The 16,423-nt window shown below is 38.5% G+C and carries 17 protein-coding genes; 10 read left to right on the top strand and 7 right to left on the bottom strand.

Annotated features, from left to right (window positions below; translation table 11 throughout):
• Positions 1-43: 43 nt before the first annotated feature.
• Positions 44-1,351: an IS30 family transposase gene (locus tag PATL70BA_RS03550; protein WP_125136091.1), complete on the top strand. Its 1,308-nt coding sequence runs from the start codon at positions 44-46 to the stop codon at positions 1,349-1,351.
• 299 nt (positions 1,352-1,650) lie between these two features.
• Here the strand turns inward: PATL70BA_RS03550 and PATL70BA_RS03545 are convergent, their stop codons facing one another.
• Positions 1,651-2,532, bottom strand: a complete 882-nt coding sequence (locus PATL70BA_RS03545) for an ADP-ribosylglycohydrolase family protein (protein WP_125136090.1) — start codon at positions 2,530-2,532, stop codon at positions 1,651-1,653.
• A 238-nt stretch (positions 2,533-2,770) separates the two neighbouring features.
• Here PATL70BA_RS03545 and PATL70BA_RS03540 point away from each other — a divergent pair, with 238 nt between their 5' ends.
• The 4 genes from PATL70BA_RS03540 to PATL70BA_RS03525 all read left to right on the top strand — a co-directional run bounded on the left by PATL70BA_RS03540 (position 2,771) and on the right by PATL70BA_RS03525 (position 6,127).
• A complete protein-coding gene (locus PATL70BA_RS03540; RefSeq protein WP_125136089.1) occupies positions 2,771-3,688 on the top strand; it encodes a methylenetetrahydrofolate reductase in 918 nt (305 codons plus the stop codon).
• A 141-nt stretch (positions 3,689-3,829) separates the two neighbouring features.
• Positions 3,830-4,630 carry a transporter substrate-binding domain-containing protein gene (locus tag PATL70BA_RS03535; protein WP_125136088.1) on the top strand — a complete coding sequence of 267 codons (801 nt, stop codon included), beginning with the start codon at positions 3,830-3,832 and terminating at the stop codon, positions 4,628-4,630.
• A gap of 18 nt (positions 4,631-4,648) precedes the next feature.
• Positions 4,649-5,395: an amino acid ABC transporter permease gene (locus PATL70BA_RS03530; protein WP_125136087.1), complete on the top strand. Its 747-nt coding sequence runs from the start codon at positions 4,649-4,651 to the stop codon at positions 5,393-5,395.
• A gap of 9 nt (positions 5,396-5,404) precedes the next feature.
• Positions 5,405-6,127 (top strand): amino acid ABC transporter ATP-binding protein, encoded by a 723-nt coding sequence (locus PATL70BA_RS03525; protein WP_125136086.1) that lies wholly within the window; start codon positions 5,405-5,407, stop codon positions 6,125-6,127.
• 99 nt (positions 6,128-6,226) lie between these two features.
• Here the strand turns inward: PATL70BA_RS03525 and PATL70BA_RS03520 are convergent, their stop codons facing one another.
• From PATL70BA_RS03520 to PATL70BA_RS03510, 3 genes are all read right to left on the bottom strand, one after another.
• Positions 6,227-6,649, bottom strand: coding sequence for an aspartate carbamoyltransferase regulatory subunit (locus PATL70BA_RS03520; RefSeq protein WP_125136085.1), 423 nt, complete (start codon positions 6,647-6,649; stop codon positions 6,227-6,229).
• Position 6,650: 1 nt separating this feature from the next.
• Complete coding sequence (pyrB, locus tag PATL70BA_RS03515; RefSeq protein WP_125136084.1) at positions 6,651-7,565, bottom strand: aspartate carbamoyltransferase; 915 nt, start codon at positions 7,563-7,565, stop codon at positions 6,651-6,653.
• 107 nt (positions 7,566-7,672) lie between these two features.
• On the bottom strand, positions 7,673-7,918 hold the full coding sequence (locus tag PATL70BA_RS03510) for a hypothetical protein (RefSeq protein ID WP_125136083.1): 246 nt from the start codon (positions 7,916-7,918) through the stop codon (positions 7,673-7,675).
• A gap of 262 nt (positions 7,919-8,180) precedes the next feature.
• Between PATL70BA_RS03510 and PATL70BA_RS03505 the strand changes: the two genes are divergently transcribed.
• Entirely contained in the window at positions 8,181-9,308 is a 1,128-nt protein-coding gene (locus PATL70BA_RS03505) for an HD-GYP domain-containing protein (protein WP_125136082.1), read from the top strand.
• Here PATL70BA_RS03505 and PATL70BA_RS03500 read toward each other — a convergent pair.
• Positions 9,303-10,361 carry an NAD(P)H-dependent flavin oxidoreductase gene (locus PATL70BA_RS03500; RefSeq protein ID WP_125136081.1) on the bottom strand — a complete coding sequence of 353 codons (1,059 nt, stop codon included), beginning with the start codon at positions 10,359-10,361 and terminating at the stop codon, positions 9,303-9,305. The two genes, PATL70BA_RS03505 and PATL70BA_RS03500, sit on opposite strands and share 6 nt — an antisense overlap.
• 259 nt (positions 10,362-10,620) lie before the next feature.
• Between PATL70BA_RS03500 and PATL70BA_RS03495 the strand changes: the two genes are divergently transcribed.
• From PATL70BA_RS03495 to PATL70BA_RS03485, 3 genes are all read left to right on the top strand, one after another.
• The gene (locus tag PATL70BA_RS03495; RefSeq protein WP_125136080.1) at positions 10,621-12,021 is read left to right on the top strand and encodes an MFS transporter; all 1,401 of its coding nucleotides are present in this window, start codon (positions 10,621-10,623) and stop codon (positions 12,019-12,021) included.
• Between the two features lie 39 nt (positions 12,022-12,060).
• Positions 12,061-12,249 (top strand): hypothetical protein, encoded by a 189-nt coding sequence (locus tag PATL70BA_RS03490; protein ID WP_125136079.1) that lies wholly within the window; start codon positions 12,061-12,063, stop codon positions 12,247-12,249.
• Between the two features lie 94 nt (positions 12,250-12,343).
• Positions 12,344-14,245 (top strand): DUF2207 domain-containing protein, encoded by a 1,902-nt coding sequence (locus tag PATL70BA_RS03485; protein WP_125136078.1) that lies wholly within the window; start codon positions 12,344-12,346, stop codon positions 14,243-14,245.
• A gap of 51 nt (positions 14,246-14,296) precedes the next feature.
• Here the strand turns inward: PATL70BA_RS03485 and PATL70BA_RS03480 are convergent, their stop codons facing one another.
• A complete protein-coding gene (locus PATL70BA_RS03480; RefSeq protein ID WP_125136077.1) occupies positions 14,297-14,644 on the bottom strand; it encodes an ArsR/SmtB family transcription factor in 348 nt (115 codons plus the stop codon).
• Positions 14,645-14,673: 29 nt separating this feature from the next.
• The gene (locus PATL70BA_RS03475; RefSeq protein ID WP_125136076.1) at positions 14,674-15,588 is read right to left on the bottom strand and encodes an alpha/beta hydrolase; all 915 of its coding nucleotides are present in this window, start codon (positions 15,586-15,588) and stop codon (positions 14,674-14,676) included.
• Positions 15,589-15,792: 204 nt separating this feature from the next.
• Here PATL70BA_RS03475 and PATL70BA_RS03470 point away from each other — a divergent pair, with 204 nt between their 5' ends.
• Entirely contained in the window at positions 15,793-16,419 is a 627-nt protein-coding gene (locus PATL70BA_RS03470; protein WP_125136075.1) for a TetR/AcrR family transcriptional regulator, read from the top strand.
• The last annotated feature ends 4 nt before the right edge of the window (positions 16,420-16,423 follow it).

Raw genomic sequence — 16,423 nt, 5'->3', positions numbered from 1 at the left:
CATAAGGCAGTTGATTGCCCGCCTGTGCAGGAATGAGGTTACTATGAAAACCAAAGGCAATCAAAAACACTTGATATTATCACAACGCATAGAAATTGAAAAAAGCCTTCTTGCTGGTGATAACTTTGCCATCATCGCGAGGAAGTTGAACAAAGATCCAAGTACAGTATCAAAGGAAATACGTCGACATTCAAAGATAAAAGAGCGAAAGAATATTAACTTTGCCCCTATTCCTTGTAGTAATAGAAACGGCTGTACAATTAAGTACTTATGCGAAGATCCATGCGAAACTATATGTACTCATTGCCCAAGAGCCGAGATAAAGTGTATCTACATTTGCCCTAATTATATGCCTAAAACGTGTCTCAAGCTTAGTAAACCTCCATATGTTTGTAACGGTTGTGGTAAACGGACTAATTGTTTGATGGAAATGAAAGTTTATTCAGCTAAATACGCGGATGATGGCTACCGTGAGATGCTTGTATCTAGTAGAGAAGGTATTAATCAAACACCTGACTCACTTATAACAATGGATGCGTTAGTTTCTCCGTTGATTAGAAAAGGTCAATCCATTGCTCATATTTATTCTCATCATGCTGCGGATATAGGGTGCAGTCGTAGAACGCTTTACAATTATCTTGATCAATCTGTACTGACGGCAAGAAATTTGGATTTACGTCGCAGAGTTAAGTACAAAAAAAGAAAGACAACAACACGTACAAGCATAAAAGACAGAGTTTATAGGGAAAGCCGTAATTATTCAGATTTTCAAAAACTCATCAAAGAGCAACCTCATTTAAATGTTGTTGAAATGGATACTGTAGAAGGTTTAAAAGGTGGTAAAGTATTTTTAACTATGATGTTTCGTAACTGTTCATTGATGCTTATTTTTCTACTTAAATCTAAGACACAAATGGCTGTACAAAGGGTTTATGATGATTTAACACTTGCTCTTGGGCCAGAAGCTTTTAACAAAATATTTCAAGTAATTCTTACGGATGGTGGATCGGAGTTTCAGAACCCTTCATCATTAGAAGAAGATATATGTGGAAACAAGCGAACAAGTATCTATTATTGTGACCCCTACAGCTCATGGCAAAAAGGCAGGATCGAAAAGAATCATGAATATATTCGTTTAGCCCTACCAAAAGGGAAGAGTTTTGAGGACTTGACGGATAAACAAACAACATTACTGCAGAATCATATTAATAGCGAAGCAAGAGACAGTCTAAACGGTTGCTCACCGTTTAAACTGTCCCAGCTTCTTCTGGATCAAAAACTTCATCAATACTTAAATCTAAAAGAAATAGCACCAGATGATGTATTCTTGAGACCAGAACTACTAAAATAAAATAGTCGCACAGGCAGATTTCACTGTATAGAATTTAGTCTTACACTAAGGCATGTGGAATTTAGTCTCGCACACTATTTTCAGATGCCATTTTGGCATGTAAGTTTATCTATGAATATGAGCCTGTAATGTAAGTATAGATGATAAATTGATGATTGTTAAGTGTTAAAAATGGAAGTTAATCCTGCATGAAAAGGTAACTTCTGGGTTACTGGAATTTACTTTTTCATTTAACGAAAAATCTCTAAGCTTTTTATCACTTAGAGACTTGCTTGACCCATTAATCATAGGGGTATTATTTATTCGAAAACAGATAAAGCTTGCTTAATAGCATCCTTGGCGTTTAAGTCTTCAATCCACTTAGAAGGAAGCTTGTCATAGCCCATATAAGCACCTAGAACCATACCAATGTACATGCCACGGGCTGCAGAATCACCACCGGCATAAGCGTTTTGAACCAGTGCTTCAACAAAATCATTCTCATATTTGACAATGAGATATATGGAAGCGGGGAATCCAAATTCGGCAGAACAACTTTGACCGATGGCTTTGATGGTAGACACGGGTGGCTGGTCAATATTGGCCAAACCTTGGTCCACATAAGCCTTAATGATATCAGAGGATTCTGGATAAACCAGATCTAAGGCTTCGGAAGGGGTCTTGCCGGATAAAACATACTTAAGTAACCGATAGGTAAAAAGTACGATGGCATCTAAGGTCTCATTGTTGTGGGTCAGATGGGTTTGAGCTAGAAGTTCATCAACAGTCACATGGGTTAGAGCGAAAAGAGGTCCGCTTCTAACAAGACCACCAAGCTCCATAGAATCAGAACCGATGAACCCATCACCACGTGTTAGAATATCTAAAGAGGTTTTGGTTGCATGATCCAGATAGAGGGTGTTATATTTGATGAAATTTATCCAGTCTTCCTTGAAATTTGCCAAATCAAAACGTTGATAGCTTGCGAGATGTTTAAGAAGCATGAGAGATTGGTCACCATAATGGGTAAAATCTCCGGCACCCTTAATAGAATGATAAGGGGTGGCAGGTTCCATAAAATCCGTTAAGGGGGCAAATTGTTGTTCGATTAGATCAGTATCATATATCCAGTGGGGACCGAGTGCCAAGGCATCCCCGATGAAAGCACCATAAATTAAGCCTTTTTGACGGTTGGTTAGCATAAAATCAACTCCTTTCAAAAGTTGGTAAGAATTGTTATAGATTCAGTCTAGCACAACTAAATCCATTTTAAAAGAGATAAATGAGAATTACAATCAAAAAACGGAAGTTATTGAAGGGTTTTCAAATCAGGTGAATTGATATATAATAAATGGCTAAGGTAAAATCAACAGTGTATGTAATGGTTCAGACTATTGGTCTTAACACTGTAACCATGGTCAACGTATAGAGAGGATTATTATGCTAAGAGATAAAATAATCAACAGAGAAAGCGGTATGATTTTCTACGGATTGACACCTCCAAAATCCAACAATACAGATGAGAAAATTGAAGCTATTTCCAAGAAACACATCGCCAGGATTAAAGAACTGGATGTAGATGGTGTCATCGTTTATGATATACAAGATGAAACAGAGCGCACCCATGAAGAACGGCCTTTTGAATTCATTCACACGGTAGACCCATCCTTGTACTCCAGACACTACTTAAAAGAACTAAATGTACCTCGAGTGGTTTATCGGTGTGTCGGCAACTATATTGAAGAAGCCTTTGTAGAATGGCTGAAAGACGGTGAAGATCAGTTTACTGTTTTTGTCGGGACAGCATCAACCCATCAGGAAGTGGGACTTAAGCTTGATGAGGCCTACAAACTTAGGCAAAAGTACAATGATGATATGCTCCTTGGGGCGGTCACCATACCGGAACGTCATAGACTTCTTGGTGATGAAGACGAACGGGTTGGCTTCAAAATGTCCAAAGGCTGTCGTTTTTTTGTATCTCAAGCCGTCTATGACTTGGAAGCCTCCAAAAAATTCCTACTCGATTATAAACAGTATTGTTTGAAACATGAGATGGACATGGTGCCGATTATTTTTACATTAACACCCTGTGGTTCGGCCAAAACATTAAAATTCATTAAATGGTTAGGCATAAGTGTGCCTTCTTGGCTGGAAAATACTTTGCTGACTTCAGAAGAGATGTTATCCAAGTCCATTCAGTTGATTACAGTGATCTACAAGGAACTAACGAAGGTTGCCAAAGCAGAAGGCATACCGATTGGTTGTAATATTGAGAGCGTTTCCATACGCAAGGAAGAAATAGAAGCTTCTATATTACTTGCCAAAGAGATTACTGCCTTTGTTAAGCTCCAAAAATAAGTATAAACCAACCCTTGACAGATGCAAGCGATAACAGTATAATCTAACTAAATACAATTAATAATGATTATCAATAAAGCCTTTTAGAAGGCTTTTCGTTTCATAAAATCCATCGAGCACGATTGAATTTAGGAGGACAGTATGAAAAAAACAAAAAAAATAGTAGGTATTATAACATTAGTAGGTATACTTGTATTAGCCATAGCAGGATGTGGAAAAGAAGAAGAAGTACTGAAGGTCGGCATGGAACTAAAGTATCCGCCCTTTGAGACCGTAGATGAAGAAGGTAACCCAACAGGTGCTTCCGTTCGATTAGCAGAGGCCTTAGGGGAATATCTGGACATGAAGGTTGAGATTATTGACACCCCTTACCCAAGCTTGATTCCTGCTCTTGAATCGGGTAGTATTGATATCATCATATCCTCTATGACCATTACAGCAGCACGTCAGGAGATTGTTGATTTCTCAGATCCTTATACTACCAGTCAACTTATGATGTTGGCCCATAAAGATTCTAAAGTAAAGTCGCCCGCAGATTTGAATGATCCGGAAGTAATTATTGCTTCAAAGTCGGGTACCATAGGTGCTCTATGGGCAGCGGCGAATGCACCTTTGGCACAAGTGTTGACTTTGGACGAAGAAGTAACCGCAGTACTTGAGGTCGCTCAAGGTAACGCGGATGTATTTATTTATGATCCATTGTCGATTATCAGACATCAAGAAAACTATCCTGACACGACAGTGGCCATCCTAGAACCATTGCCAAATACCCAAGGCTGGGGTATTGCCCTTCGAAAAGGTGAGGATGATGAATTCAAGCAACAGTTAAATGATTTTATCCAAGAGGCCAAAACAGATGGCACCTATGATGCCATTCGTGCTGAGTTTTTAGAAGATAAAATCAAAGAATTCGAAGATCAAGGCTTAGACTTTTTCTTCTAGAGAAAAAGAGGTAATCGTATGAAAAACATGAGAAAGACATTTGGGTTTGTGGCAGCACTGGTTATATATAGCGTGTTTTTCTATTATGTCATGACAAAAGATATTGGAAGGGCTTGGAATTTTGAACCGTTTGGCGCTTATAGCTTTTTCATATTCAGAGGTTGGCTGACGACCATTTATATTAGTTTTATGGCTTTATTATTGGCCCTTTTCATTGGCTTAATCCTATACTTGATGGAGCAGACCAATTTTTCTGTATTACATTATCTGGCCGTCATTCATAAGAATATTATCTTTGGAACACCTTTATTGGTTATTGCCATTGTCGCTTATTATTATATTGGTAATGCTTTTGAGATTAGATCTAAGATTCTGGTGGGGACCATTACACTGGGCCTGTATATTGGGGCCTATGTATCCGACATCTACAAAGGTGCCATCGAATCTATTCATATTAATCAGTGGCAGACAGCTAAGATGTTTGGGTTTACCAAGTTCAAAACCTATAGACATATTGTCTTCCCACAAGTCATTATAAGTATTTTGCCACCCCTTGCAGGGCAGTTTGCGTTGACCATTAAAGGTAGCGCACTCTTATCCTTTATGGGTACAAGTGAATATTATAATCGGGTAAACAATGTTATTGCCAACACCTATTTAACCCGAGAGGGTTTTCTAATTATGACCCTTGGCTACTTACTGATCACCATACCTTTGATTAAATTGGTACGCTATCTGGAAGTACGTCTGAATTACAAGAACTGAGGTGTACCTATGAAACTTAAAATCGATAACTTAGTAAAAAAATATGACAACAAGGTTATTCTCAATGAATTGTCCATGGATATTCAAGACGTTCAAGTGTTGGCTCTAATCGGTGCTTCTGGTAGTGGCAAATCCACCTTACTCAGGTTGATTGCAGGTCTTGAAACGTTTGAAAGTGGCGACATTGCCATCAATGATGATTGGATGAGTCGAGAAGACATTAGGGATTATAGGAAAAAGGTGGGCTTTGTCTTTCAAGATCACAATCTTTTCTCCCATTTATCTATTTTTGAGAACATCAGCCTGATACTTGAAAAAGTACACGGACAAAAAAGAACGGCCTTTACATCGGAAATATTAAGTCTACTGACCTACTTTGGCTTAGAAGAACATAAGGATAAGTTGCCCCATCAAATCAGTGGGGGTCAATCTCAAAGAGCTTCTATTGCAAGGGCGTTGGCCATCAAGCCGGAAATCATACTTCTAGATGAGCCCACTTCTTCCCTCGATCCTGTTCTAACTTGGGAAGTATTGTATGCCATTAAGAAGTTGGTAGATGAGAAGAAAGATGTCATATTGGTTACCCACGAAATAGGTTTTGTAAAACATGTTGCGGACTATGTCATTTTTTTGGATGAAGGACAAGTGATTGAGCAAGGTAGGGACATATTATCCAATCCGAAAACAGAAGCTTTACAAGCATTTTTAGGTAAGGTATTGAGCTTTGCATAAAAAAGATTAAGAAAAAAGTGCTTAAGAAGATATTAAATTCTTCTAACAGCACTTTTTGATTTTTATAAACGGAAAACGGAGTTTAACCCTTCAAGCCTACTATAGCTTGGCACGGGTATTGCAAAACTCACATCGGTACTCTTTGGTTTGAGGATTTACCAAATGGAAGGTGGTGTCGATGTTATGCTCGGTGGTTGTGATGCACCTAGGGTTCTTACAGGATAAGATACCGACGACTGTCTCAGGCAACTTGATTTGTTTCTTTTCAATGACCTGACCATTTTCAATAATGGTAATGGTAAGATTAGGATCAATGAGACCCAAAACATTAAGATTAAGATCGATAACATTGTCAATTTTTATAAGATCCTTTTTACCCAGTTTGTTGGAGTGGACATTACGAATCAAGGCGGTTGGGTAGGCAACGTCTTGTAATTTTAATTCTTTAAATATCTTATAGCCAAGGCCGGCCTTAATGTGATCGATGACAATACCGCGGTGTATTCCGGTGATTTCTAACATATTAAGCACCTCCCAGTAGTTTTAGAATCAAAGCCATACGGACATACATACCGAATTTGGCTTGTTTGAAGTAGACAGCTCTTGGGTCATCATCCACATCGGAGCATATTTCGTCCACCCGTGGCAGAGGATGCATGACAATCATATCCTCTTTGGCGGTGGTCAACTTGTCTTTTGTTAAGATGTAATAACCTTTAAGTCGCAAGTATTCTTCTTCGTTAAAGAAACGCTCCTTCTGGATACGGGTCATATAAAGGATATCCAGTTGGTCGATGACTTCATCCAGATTATCGGTCAAGGTGTAAGAACCGGGATCCAAGTCTTCAAGGATATACTCAGGTATGGTTAGTTCAATGGGTGATATGAAGATGAATCGGATATTCTCATATTTGTTGAGGGCCTTTACCAATGAATGGGCGGTTCGGCCAAACTTAAGATCGCCACAAAGACCGATGACTTGATGGTTAATGGATTTTTTAAGGGATCTTATGGTGAGCAGATCCGTTAAGGTTTGTGTGGGATGTTGATGGCCACCGTCGCCGGCATTAATCACCGGTATGTTGGCGTTTTTGGAAGCCAGCTTTGGTGCACCTTCTTTGGGATGGCGTATGACGGCAATATCAGCGTAACAACCGACAGTACGTATGGTGTCGGCGATGCTTTCACCTTTGGATACGGAGGAGGAGTTGGGCTCTGAAAAGCCGACAACTTGACCGCCAAGCCTGAGCATAGCTGCTTCAAAACTAAAGCGGGTTCTGGTAGATGGTTCATAAAATAGGGTTGAAAGAAGTTTTCCCCGACATGCATCCAGATACTGTCCTTCATTGGCCATAATCTGATCGGCGAGGGTGAAAATCTCTTCCTGTTCTTCCAAAGAAAAATCATTGGATTCAATTAGATGTCTTCCTGTTAACATAAGTATCTCCTTTTTAGCCTCTCTGTGCTAGATTAAAGGTATCGTTTTTAAGTGCATGAACGGTTTGTTTTAAACAAAAAAGACGACACAGTCGCATCGTCTTTTGGTTACTGTGATAATAAGGCACTAACAAATCTGTTGGCATTATCTTCAAATAAGAAAAAGCCGATAGCATCGGTAGGTTCAGCTTTAAAGCCACTGGAGGATGTCAAGACCTTCATAACATCCAGAACATCCATTTCAGATGCATTGCAAAATTCAGCAAAGGTAAGGTTGACACCATCTTTTTGGATATAAACGATAAAACCTATGGGTTCGGCCGTGATCATGGGTGAGAAGTCTGTCGTATTCATGTGATTGCCTCCAATAAGAATAATCCGCAGAAGTGGCTAAGTCCAAACCGATGAACTATAATAGTTAGGGGGTAGGAAAGCTATTATCATTTTATCATTGGAATGAAAAAATGTATAGGGTAAAATAAAAAAGAATACAGATAGTTGAACAGACTTGAACAGAAACTGAAGAGAGTTAAGTCCTAAAGGTTTACTTAATCCTTAAGGTTTAGTATATTTAGAGTAGTATAAAAAAGCAGACAGATTATTGGGGAGTGATGATATGAGATTGGTACCCATAGGTTCACTAAAAAATGATAGTATTGTAGCAAAAACCATATATAATGAAAGAGGTAGCATACTGCTAAAATCAAATGTTAGCTTGACAACATCTTTGATTGAGAAGCTAAGAGACAATGGGATTATCAGTGTGTATATTCAAGATGACTACAGCTTAGGTGAAATACAGGATGTGATTTCTCCAGAGCTTAGAAACAAAGCGGTTAGAGAAGTGAGACAAGTTTTTGATATGGTTCAAAGGGATTTGCATGATCAAATCATAGAGCTACAAAAAGGAAAAAAATCCATCAAGAAAAGATTGACTATGATGGCGGATCAAAAGTATTTTGATCAGATCAGTGGTGTTATCGATGATATGATGGAGGATATCGGGAAAAACAAAGATGCTATGGTAGGTCTTGTGGATATCAAAAACATGAATGGTTTCTTATACCAACATGCCGTTCAAGTAACCGTATTATCTTTGGTAGTGGGCATTGATATGAAGATGGGAAGAGTAAATCTAAAAGAATTGGCCATTGGAGCCATGCTTCATGACATTGGTTTGGCCATGATTGATCATAATCTATGGGTTTATAAAGATGATTTTACTGAGGAAGAGAAGAACATCTACAAAAGTCATGTAGAACTTGGTTATGAGTTCATAAAAGAAAACACCATGTTATCCGGTGCCAGCATTATACCAATTCTAGAACATCACGAAACCTATAATGGTGAAGGTTATCCAATGGGAAGAAGAGGTAATAAAATCCATAAAAATGCTAGAATCGTATCGGTAGCCAATGTTTACGATAAAATGACATCAGGCATTAACGGAATATTCATTCAACCCAGCGAAGCCATTGAATACATTATGGGTAACTCAGGGGAAACAGGTCTTTTTGATATCGATATTGCCAGACGTTTTGTGAGACGGGTGGTGCCTTATGCCATCGGTAGTTATGTGATGATGTCCAATAATGAGATGGCTGTGGTAGTGGGCTATAACGTGAATAACCCACTTAGACCCATCTTAAAAGTGATTGAAGAAAATAAAAAGTTAGAAGACCTTAAAAAAATCGATTTAATGGCCCATGAAAATTATAAATTAACGATTATCAAGACTTTATAAGGCAAATGCTGGGGATAACTCATCGAAAATAGCTTGAACGGTGGTCATCTGGTTAACTCTAAAGGCATTGGCACCAACAAAAACCAAGCCTTCATCGACCCGACCTTCAACAGCATCAATAAGCGCCTTTGTGATACAAAAAGGCGTCTGGGCTGGATTACACTTATAAATACATTTAAAGCATCGGTCAATCTTAACTTTCTGTGTGGCTTCTACATGTTTGAGAAAAGGATTGTTAAGTGCACGCCCAGGTAAGCCGACAGGACTCATCATGATTTTGATGTCTTCTTCGGTGGCATCTAAATAAGCCTTTTTATAGGATTCGGAGGCATCACATTCCTCGGTGATAACGAACCTTGTACCGATTTGTACACCTTCTGCGCCGGCATCTAAGACTTCTTTGATATCATGAACATCAAAAATACCACCTGCGGCTATGACTGGAATCTTAAGTCCAACTTCTTTAAGATGGGCTGTTAGTTCAGAGACGATTTCCACCAGGCTTTGGTTGCTACCGTCTATCAATTCTTCGTATTTAAAACCAAGATGACCGCCTGCTTTAGCGCCTTCTACCACAATGGCATCCGGTGTTTTGTCATATTTTTTCTTCCATCGTTTAATAATCAACTGTGCACCTCTTAAAGAAGAGATAATGGGTACAATCTTGACTTTTGAATCTTTGACAAGGTCAGGAAGATCAAGAGGCAGTCCTGCACCGGATATAATCATGTCCACCTTGGCTTCAACTGCAACCTTTACAAATTCTGCATAATTTTGCATAGCGACCATAAGGTTGACGCCAATGACCCCAGTTGGTGCATTGGTTTTTGCTTTTATGATTTCATTTCTTAGTGCCCGTTTGTTGGCTTCTATGGGGTTTGCTTGAAAGTCATCTTCCAGATAGCCAATCTGAGCTCCTGAGATAACGCCAACGCCGCCGGCATTAGCGACAGCCGCTGCAAGGCGGGATTTGGATACACCTACGCCCATGCCCCCTTGTATGATAGGTACTTTTATGGTTAAGTCTCCGATTTGTAGTGCTTTCGTATGCATAAGATTCTCCTTAATTACTTTGAGTGTCAAACTATTTTTATATTTTACCATAAAACATGTAGTATTGAAAGCTATTTCTTATGGTTATGAATATGAATTTTTTGTAAACAAAAATTATAGACGATGCATTAAATTTAGGTTAAAAATTAAACACATGCCTAGGATAAAGCTCAGGAATTTGCTATACTGAGTTGTACCCTATCTTTGGGTTATCTATACGTTGTGTCGAATTTATAAAAACCATGAAAGTTGAGTCAGTATGATAAAAATAAAAGATAAATTAACATATGGTATAGGGAATGTGTCAAACGGTATCATATTACAGGCATTAACTTCTTATTTGGTATTTTTCGGAACCACCATATTAGGTTTATCGGGGACAATCATTGGTCTGGTGATCGCCGTCAGTGTGGTATGGGATGCGGTTAGTGATCTCTTAATTGGACACATGTCAGATTATGCGATTAGCAAAAGATTTGGTCGAAGACATCTGTTTATGATTGTAGGCACCATTGGATTGGTCATCTTCAACGGACTCTTATGGAGCATACAGCCTTCTTGGTCCTATGTCCTAAAAGTGGTGCTTTTATTTGTTTGTGTCATGATGGTCAAAACATTTATGACCATATTAGTGACGCCTTATAATGCTCTTGGTGCTGAATTGTCCAGCGATTATCATGAAAGAACGTCCATTCAGGCTTATAGAACTGTATTTTTTATTCTTGGGGTTGCGTTTACCACTGTTGCCGGTATGGTTTTTTATTTCAAGCCAACGACATTATACCCATTAGGTCAGTTGAATCCGGCAGCGTATCAGCAATTGGGAATCAGTCTATCTTTGATAGTCCTAATGTGTGCCGGCATCGCTACGGTAACGACGCTAAAATATATTCCTTTTTTACCTAAGAACACCAAAGTGAATCAGAAAAGTAGTATTAAGCTGATGATTATGGAGTTCAAAGTGATTCTAGAAAATAAGAATTATTTATATGTAGCAGGGGCTTATCTATCTGCCAATATTGCAACAGCAATTGTTGGTGCCGTGGGGCTTCATGTCTATACCTATACTTTCAAGATTAATAATTACGGGATTGGTATCCTTTTTGGGGTTATGTTTGGTCTTAGTGTGCTTTCTCAACAGTTTTGGGTGGCATATACAAAAAGAAGAGATAAAAGAACATCTGCATTGTTGGCGGTTAAGCTATCGATTCTAAGTTCTATTTTCTTCATAGCATTGGTGTTGTTTAGGGATTATGTCATTGCCCATCCTATATGGATGATGGCTTATGTTATTCCTTCCGGTATCGGTATTGGTGGATTGATTACCTTGCCTTTTTCCATGATAGCTGATACCGTGGATGAAGAAGAACTCATGACCGGTCATCGGTCGGAGGGTTTATATTATGGTGGTTTGACCTTCAGTTATAAGATTTCTCAATCGGTGGCTATATTTTTACTTGGGATTATTTTGGATCTGGTTGGTTTTGATTCAAGCTTAGCCGTCCAACCAAAAGCAACCGTTGTCGGCTTTGGCCTTGTGGTCGCTTTTGGAACACTGGTGGCTTTGCTTATGGCTTATCGTTTTTATAACCGGTACAATATGACAAAGGAAAAGGCAGAATCTATTAAAAAAGCCATTGAAGCCATGGCGACACGTTAGTAGAATTTTGACATGAATATATGAAGAGGAGGAAGAAAGATGAACGCAGTAGCAGGTATTGGATTTTCAATTGTTATAATTATCTATGCACTTTTTATGATAACCCTTGTTGGGCTATCGATATTTATTATGGTGTTGGGTATCAAGATTGCCTTTAGAGCCATTAAAGCATTGGACATTTATATTGAGAAAAATAAAACTGTTGAAGATCAATCGGAAGTTATATAGACAGATGTAAGTTGTAGATTTATAATTTGGTTAAGGTATCAAAATATATGGTTTTGATCCTTTAACCATAATCTTGAAGAATGAGGTGGATAGGGTGATTAAAAAGTTTTTGTTGACGCTATTTTTAATGCTTATTATCGGTCTGATTGTTTTTGGCATCTATGAAAATCAGCAAGGTATTCTAAATTCTGATGGCAGGAAATCCATATTAAAAGATCTACATTACGAAGTGACAATTATGGAAGATGGCAAAGCTTATATTGAAGAGTATCGTACCTATGCATTTCTTCAAGGTGATTTCTCCAGAGGTTATTTGGACGTAGAAGGTTCTATTGATCAAGTAGCGGTTTATGATGGTGAAACACCGTTTACAAGGATGGAGGGTTTTGATACCAATAGGCCTGAAGGTTACTACGCCGTTCAACCTTCAGGAAGTGGAACAAGGGTTGAGTGGTATTATAGGGTCGATGAAAAAACAACAAAAACTTTTAAGATTACATATCTTATTCCGGAAGTGGCTACAATCTATAATGATTGTGTGGACTATTTTCATAAATACGTCAGCAGCAGCAATGTGTACAAGATTAAGAATCTATCGGTAACAGTTCATCTGCCTGAAGGAGCCAATGCAGACAACACAGAGATCTGGGCTCATGGGCCCAGTGGTGGTGATATATCTTTTGTAGATCATCGTAAGGTTCAGCTTCAGATAAACAATGTACCATCTGGAGAATTTATTGAAGCACGTTTTCTAATGCCGGTAGGTGTTATTTATGGCGAACATTTACGTGTAGATCAAGACCGTTACGAAGCCCTTCGCGATATGGAGAATGAGGCTGCAGAAAAAAGTACAAAAGAAAGAAGAATCAATGGTATTGTTAACCTCCTAGCTATTATAGTATCCGGCATAATCATTCTTCTACCTATAAGCACACTACTTAGATATCATAGTAAACTTAAGCGATACAAGCCTGAATTGGCACCGAGCTATTACAGGGATCTACCTTCGAACATCTATCCGGCAGAATTAGATCGACTGATGCATTATTATAGCGGCAAGGAAAATACTTCTAATCAGATATCAGCTACGTTGTTGGACTTGATCCATAAAAAGGCGATATATGCCACGATTACAGAAGAAGCATCTACTTTTGGTAACAAAAGAGATACGGTTTTCACCAATTTGCTGACCCAGTGGGATGGGTTAGCACCCCATGAAAAAACAGTGATGGAATTTATTTTTATCACTGTAGGTGGTGGGACAGGAACGGTCACGTTAAAAGGCATAAAAAAATATTGTTCGAATAAAAAGTTAAACAGCGAAGCTTTTGGCTTTTATCTGGATTTTGAAAGTAAGGTTAGTAAGAAAATCAGTAGCAGAGGTTTTATTGAAACAAAACGTAATGTATTACCAAAGAGTGTAACGACCTATGTTTTGCTCTATGTTGTCTTGATGATTGTACCCATGATTTTGGTGAGTCAGGTGAAGGCTTTAGAGCATTCACCTATATATTACATATCCATTGCCAGTGTTATTGGGTTTATGATTACGATTATATTTGGCGGTAAAACCAAAAAGCTCTTAACCCAAAAAGGAGAAAATGAGTTAGCCTTATGGCAGGCTTTTAAGGGTTTTCTCTCAGACTTTACGACCTTTGAGCAAAAAGAATTACCGGAATTGTTTATGTGGGAAAAATACCTCGTTTACGCAACCGTTCTAGGTGTAGCAGGCAAACTGCTTAAGCAATTGTATGCCAGGTATCCCCAGCTTGCTGATGTGGGTTATGATTCAAGGCTTTTGTATTTAGCTTATTATAATAGAGATTATAATAACTTTGAAGGTTTTAATGATATTGGAAAAACAATGAGTGAAGCCATGAGAGATACAGTGAACATCGCTCAAAAAGCCGCATCCAAAGGTGGCGGTGGCGGCTTTTCCTCCGGTGGCAGTGATGCCGGTGGCGGTTCTGGTGGTTCAAGTGGTGGTGTGGATTAATTGTTTTTAATAGTAGAAAGTTCTACTTTTCAATATACAAGAAAATGGGCTTTAGTCACTTTCTTTAATGTGACTAAGGCCCATTTCATATATGATTTGTACGTGTTCATCATTAATACTGTAATAAACCCATTTGCCCTCTTTTCTTGATTTAATAAGTCTTGCCCTTTTTAGTGTGCGCAACTGGTGTGATACTGAAGACTGGGTCATTTCGAGGACCTCTGTAATGGTTCCGACACACATCTCGCCTTCAAGGAGGGCACTGAGTATCTTAAGTCTTGTTGCATCCCCGAAAATCTTGAAAAAATCACCTAAGGCATCTAAGGTATCCGGCAATTCGAGGGCCTCTTTTACTTGGTCAACAAAGCCCTCATCGGCACAACATTTTGAATGATGCATGAATCTACCTCCTTGGTTTCTGATTGTTACTATTTCTTTAAACCTATCTTCTTAAGAAAATCATAGACTACATCGACATACTGCGCATTGTCTTCAATAATTGAATCTGCATGATCACCGTTCTTTGATAAATAAAGTTCTCGAATACCCTCTAATTTGTGCGCATATAAATTCACAGAATGATCAAAAGGAATATAGTGATCTTTTTTACCGTGGATAAAAAGGATAGGCGTATGAACCTCTTCTATTTCAGAGACAGGAGACACATCATGATAAAAACCTTGCCCCATCAGTTTGTTGATAAGGGATGCACCATACAAACCTAACCAGATGGGCAACTTGTGCTCAACTTTCATTCGGTATTTTAAGATGGTAAATAAATCCTCGTAAGGGCAGTCAGCTACGACGAAATCAAGGTTATCATAAGTGGCTATGTGTTGTAATGCAATAGAAGCCCCCATGGATTCGCCATGCGTACCAATAATAGCATTAGAACCTACTTTTTGTCTAACCCAACGAACCACATCTTCAAGATCATGTTTCTCATAGTAGCCGTGGGTGGTGGTTGTACCACCGCTTTCACCGTGGTTCCTATGGTCGTATGCGAGAACGTTAAAGCCTAGATCATAATAGAGTTGGAAGTATTTAAGAGCCCCATAAATGTTAGAAGTCACACCATGTGTTAGGATCACCGTTTTGGTGGCACCTTTATAAGGAATCCAGTAGGCAAATAAATCGTAGCCAAAAGAGGAGGGAATAATGGTGGTTTCCTTTGGCATACTACGAATCAGCACCGCATTATAACTGCCTTGTTGTATGTCATAATCATAGGCTTCTTCGTGGGTGAATATTTGTGGCTTGGTCACATTTTTATAGACATGATAACTGAGTATACCATAGACACCGGTTAGTGCCAAAGGTAATAATCCTAATCGCTTCATCATCAAATACCTCCATAATTTTCTCTACTTTCATTCTATAACAACCCTTCTCAAATCACAACCATTTAACATATTATTTCATATTAACCATTGTAGAATTATCTTGACAAAGTATAAAAGAGAGCGTACTCTAAAGATGAACCCATTCATATTAGAACCAATTCACATTAAAGTTGTGTATCATGCCTTTGTGATTAATATAGAAAGTTGGCGATTATAATTAATCTTAGAGAAAAGAAAAAAGAGCGAATCAAAACGCAAATTCTTGAAGTTGCTAAGAAGATTTTTGAAGAGAAAGGATACGAAGACACAAGTATCAGTGAAATAGCAAGACGCTGTGATATCGGCGTGGGCACAGTATACAATTACTTCGCATCGAAACCCGAACTCTTTGTATCTGTAATGGCGGATGTTGAGAGCAGAAGTGAAGACTTTAAGTTTTATGAAGAAGTTCAGGAAGCCGATGATCTAACCGATTTGGTGATGCGTTATGTGTTAAAGTATTTAGACCCTTATATAAAAATGGACCAGAAAACGCTATTTTCTTTAATGAAGGCGATGATGAGCGTGAAGCTGCCATCAGGTATGGTTCAAGGTCTTTTGAAGCTTGATCAATTAGTAATGAGCAAGCTGGTCAAAGCTTTTGAATTAAGAAAGCAACAGGGGAAGCTACCCTCTGGTTTTGATAGTCTGTTGCATTCGGAAAATATCTATTCAATTGCAGGATGTGAGGTGCTCTATAGCATGTTTGATATCACGAGAGATATGGATACAGTCTATGAACGCATAGAGCATAAAGTACATCTCTATTTCAGTACAAAACTGGAGGGCTAAGGCA

This window comes from Petrocella atlantisensis, assembly GCF_900538275.1.
In the GTDB taxonomy this organism is placed as follows: domain Bacteria; phylum Bacillota; class Clostridia; order Lachnospirales; family Vallitaleaceae; genus Petrocella; species Petrocella atlantisensis.
This window is presented reverse-complemented; position numbering and strand designations above follow the sequence as displayed.

What these genes read in the sequence shown, in the direction of transcription:
- PATL70BA_RS03550 (WP_125136091.1), top strand. Translation starts at nt 44, where the DNA reads ATGAAAACCAAAGGCAATCAAAAACACTTGATATTATCACAACGCATA.
- PATL70BA_RS03545 (WP_125136090.1), bottom strand. Translation starts at nt 2,532, where the DNA reads ATGCTAACCAACCGTCAAAAAGGCTTAATTTATGGTGCTTTCATCGGG.
- PATL70BA_RS03540 (WP_125136089.1), top strand. Translation starts at nt 2,771, where the DNA reads ATGCTAAGAGATAAAATAATCAACAGAGAAAGCGGTATGATTTTCTAC.
- PATL70BA_RS03535 (WP_125136088.1), top strand. Translation starts at nt 3,830, where the DNA reads ATGAAAAAAACAAAAAAAATAGTAGGTATTATAACATTAGTAGGTATA.
- PATL70BA_RS03530 (WP_125136087.1), top strand. Translation starts at nt 4,649, where the DNA reads ATGAAAAACATGAGAAAGACATTTGGGTTTGTGGCAGCACTGGTTATA.
- PATL70BA_RS03525 (WP_125136086.1), top strand. Translation starts at nt 5,405, where the DNA reads ATGAAACTTAAAATCGATAACTTAGTAAAAAAATATGACAACAAGGTT.
- PATL70BA_RS03520 (WP_125136085.1), bottom strand. Translation starts at nt 6,649, where the DNA reads ATGTTAGAAATCACCGGAATACACCGCGGTATTGTCATCGATCACATT.
- pyrB (WP_125136084.1), bottom strand. Translation starts at nt 7,565, where the DNA reads ATGTTAACAGGAAGACATCTAATTGAATCCAATGATTTTTCTTTGGAA.
- PATL70BA_RS03510 (WP_125136083.1), bottom strand. Translation starts at nt 7,918, where the DNA reads ATGAATACGACAGACTTCTCACCCATGATCACGGCCGAACCCATAGGT.
- PATL70BA_RS03505 (WP_125136082.1), top strand. Translation starts at nt 8,181, where the DNA reads ATGAGATTGGTACCCATAGGTTCACTAAAAAATGATAGTATTGTAGCA.
- PATL70BA_RS03500 (WP_125136081.1), bottom strand. Translation starts at nt 10,361, where the DNA reads ATGCATACGAAAGCACTACAAATCGGAGACTTAACCATAAAAGTACCT.
- PATL70BA_RS03495 (WP_125136080.1), top strand. Translation starts at nt 10,621, where the DNA reads ATGATAAAAATAAAAGATAAATTAACATATGGTATAGGGAATGTGTCA.
- PATL70BA_RS03490 (WP_125136079.1), top strand. Translation starts at nt 12,061, where the DNA reads ATGAACGCAGTAGCAGGTATTGGATTTTCAATTGTTATAATTATCTAT.
- PATL70BA_RS03480 (WP_125136077.1), bottom strand. Translation starts at nt 14,644, where the DNA reads ATGCATCATTCAAAATGTTGTGCCGATGAGGGCTTTGTTGACCAAGTA.
- PATL70BA_RS03475 (WP_125136076.1), bottom strand. Translation starts at nt 15,588, where the DNA reads ATGATGAAGCGATTAGGATTATTACCTTTGGCACTAACCGGTGTCTAT.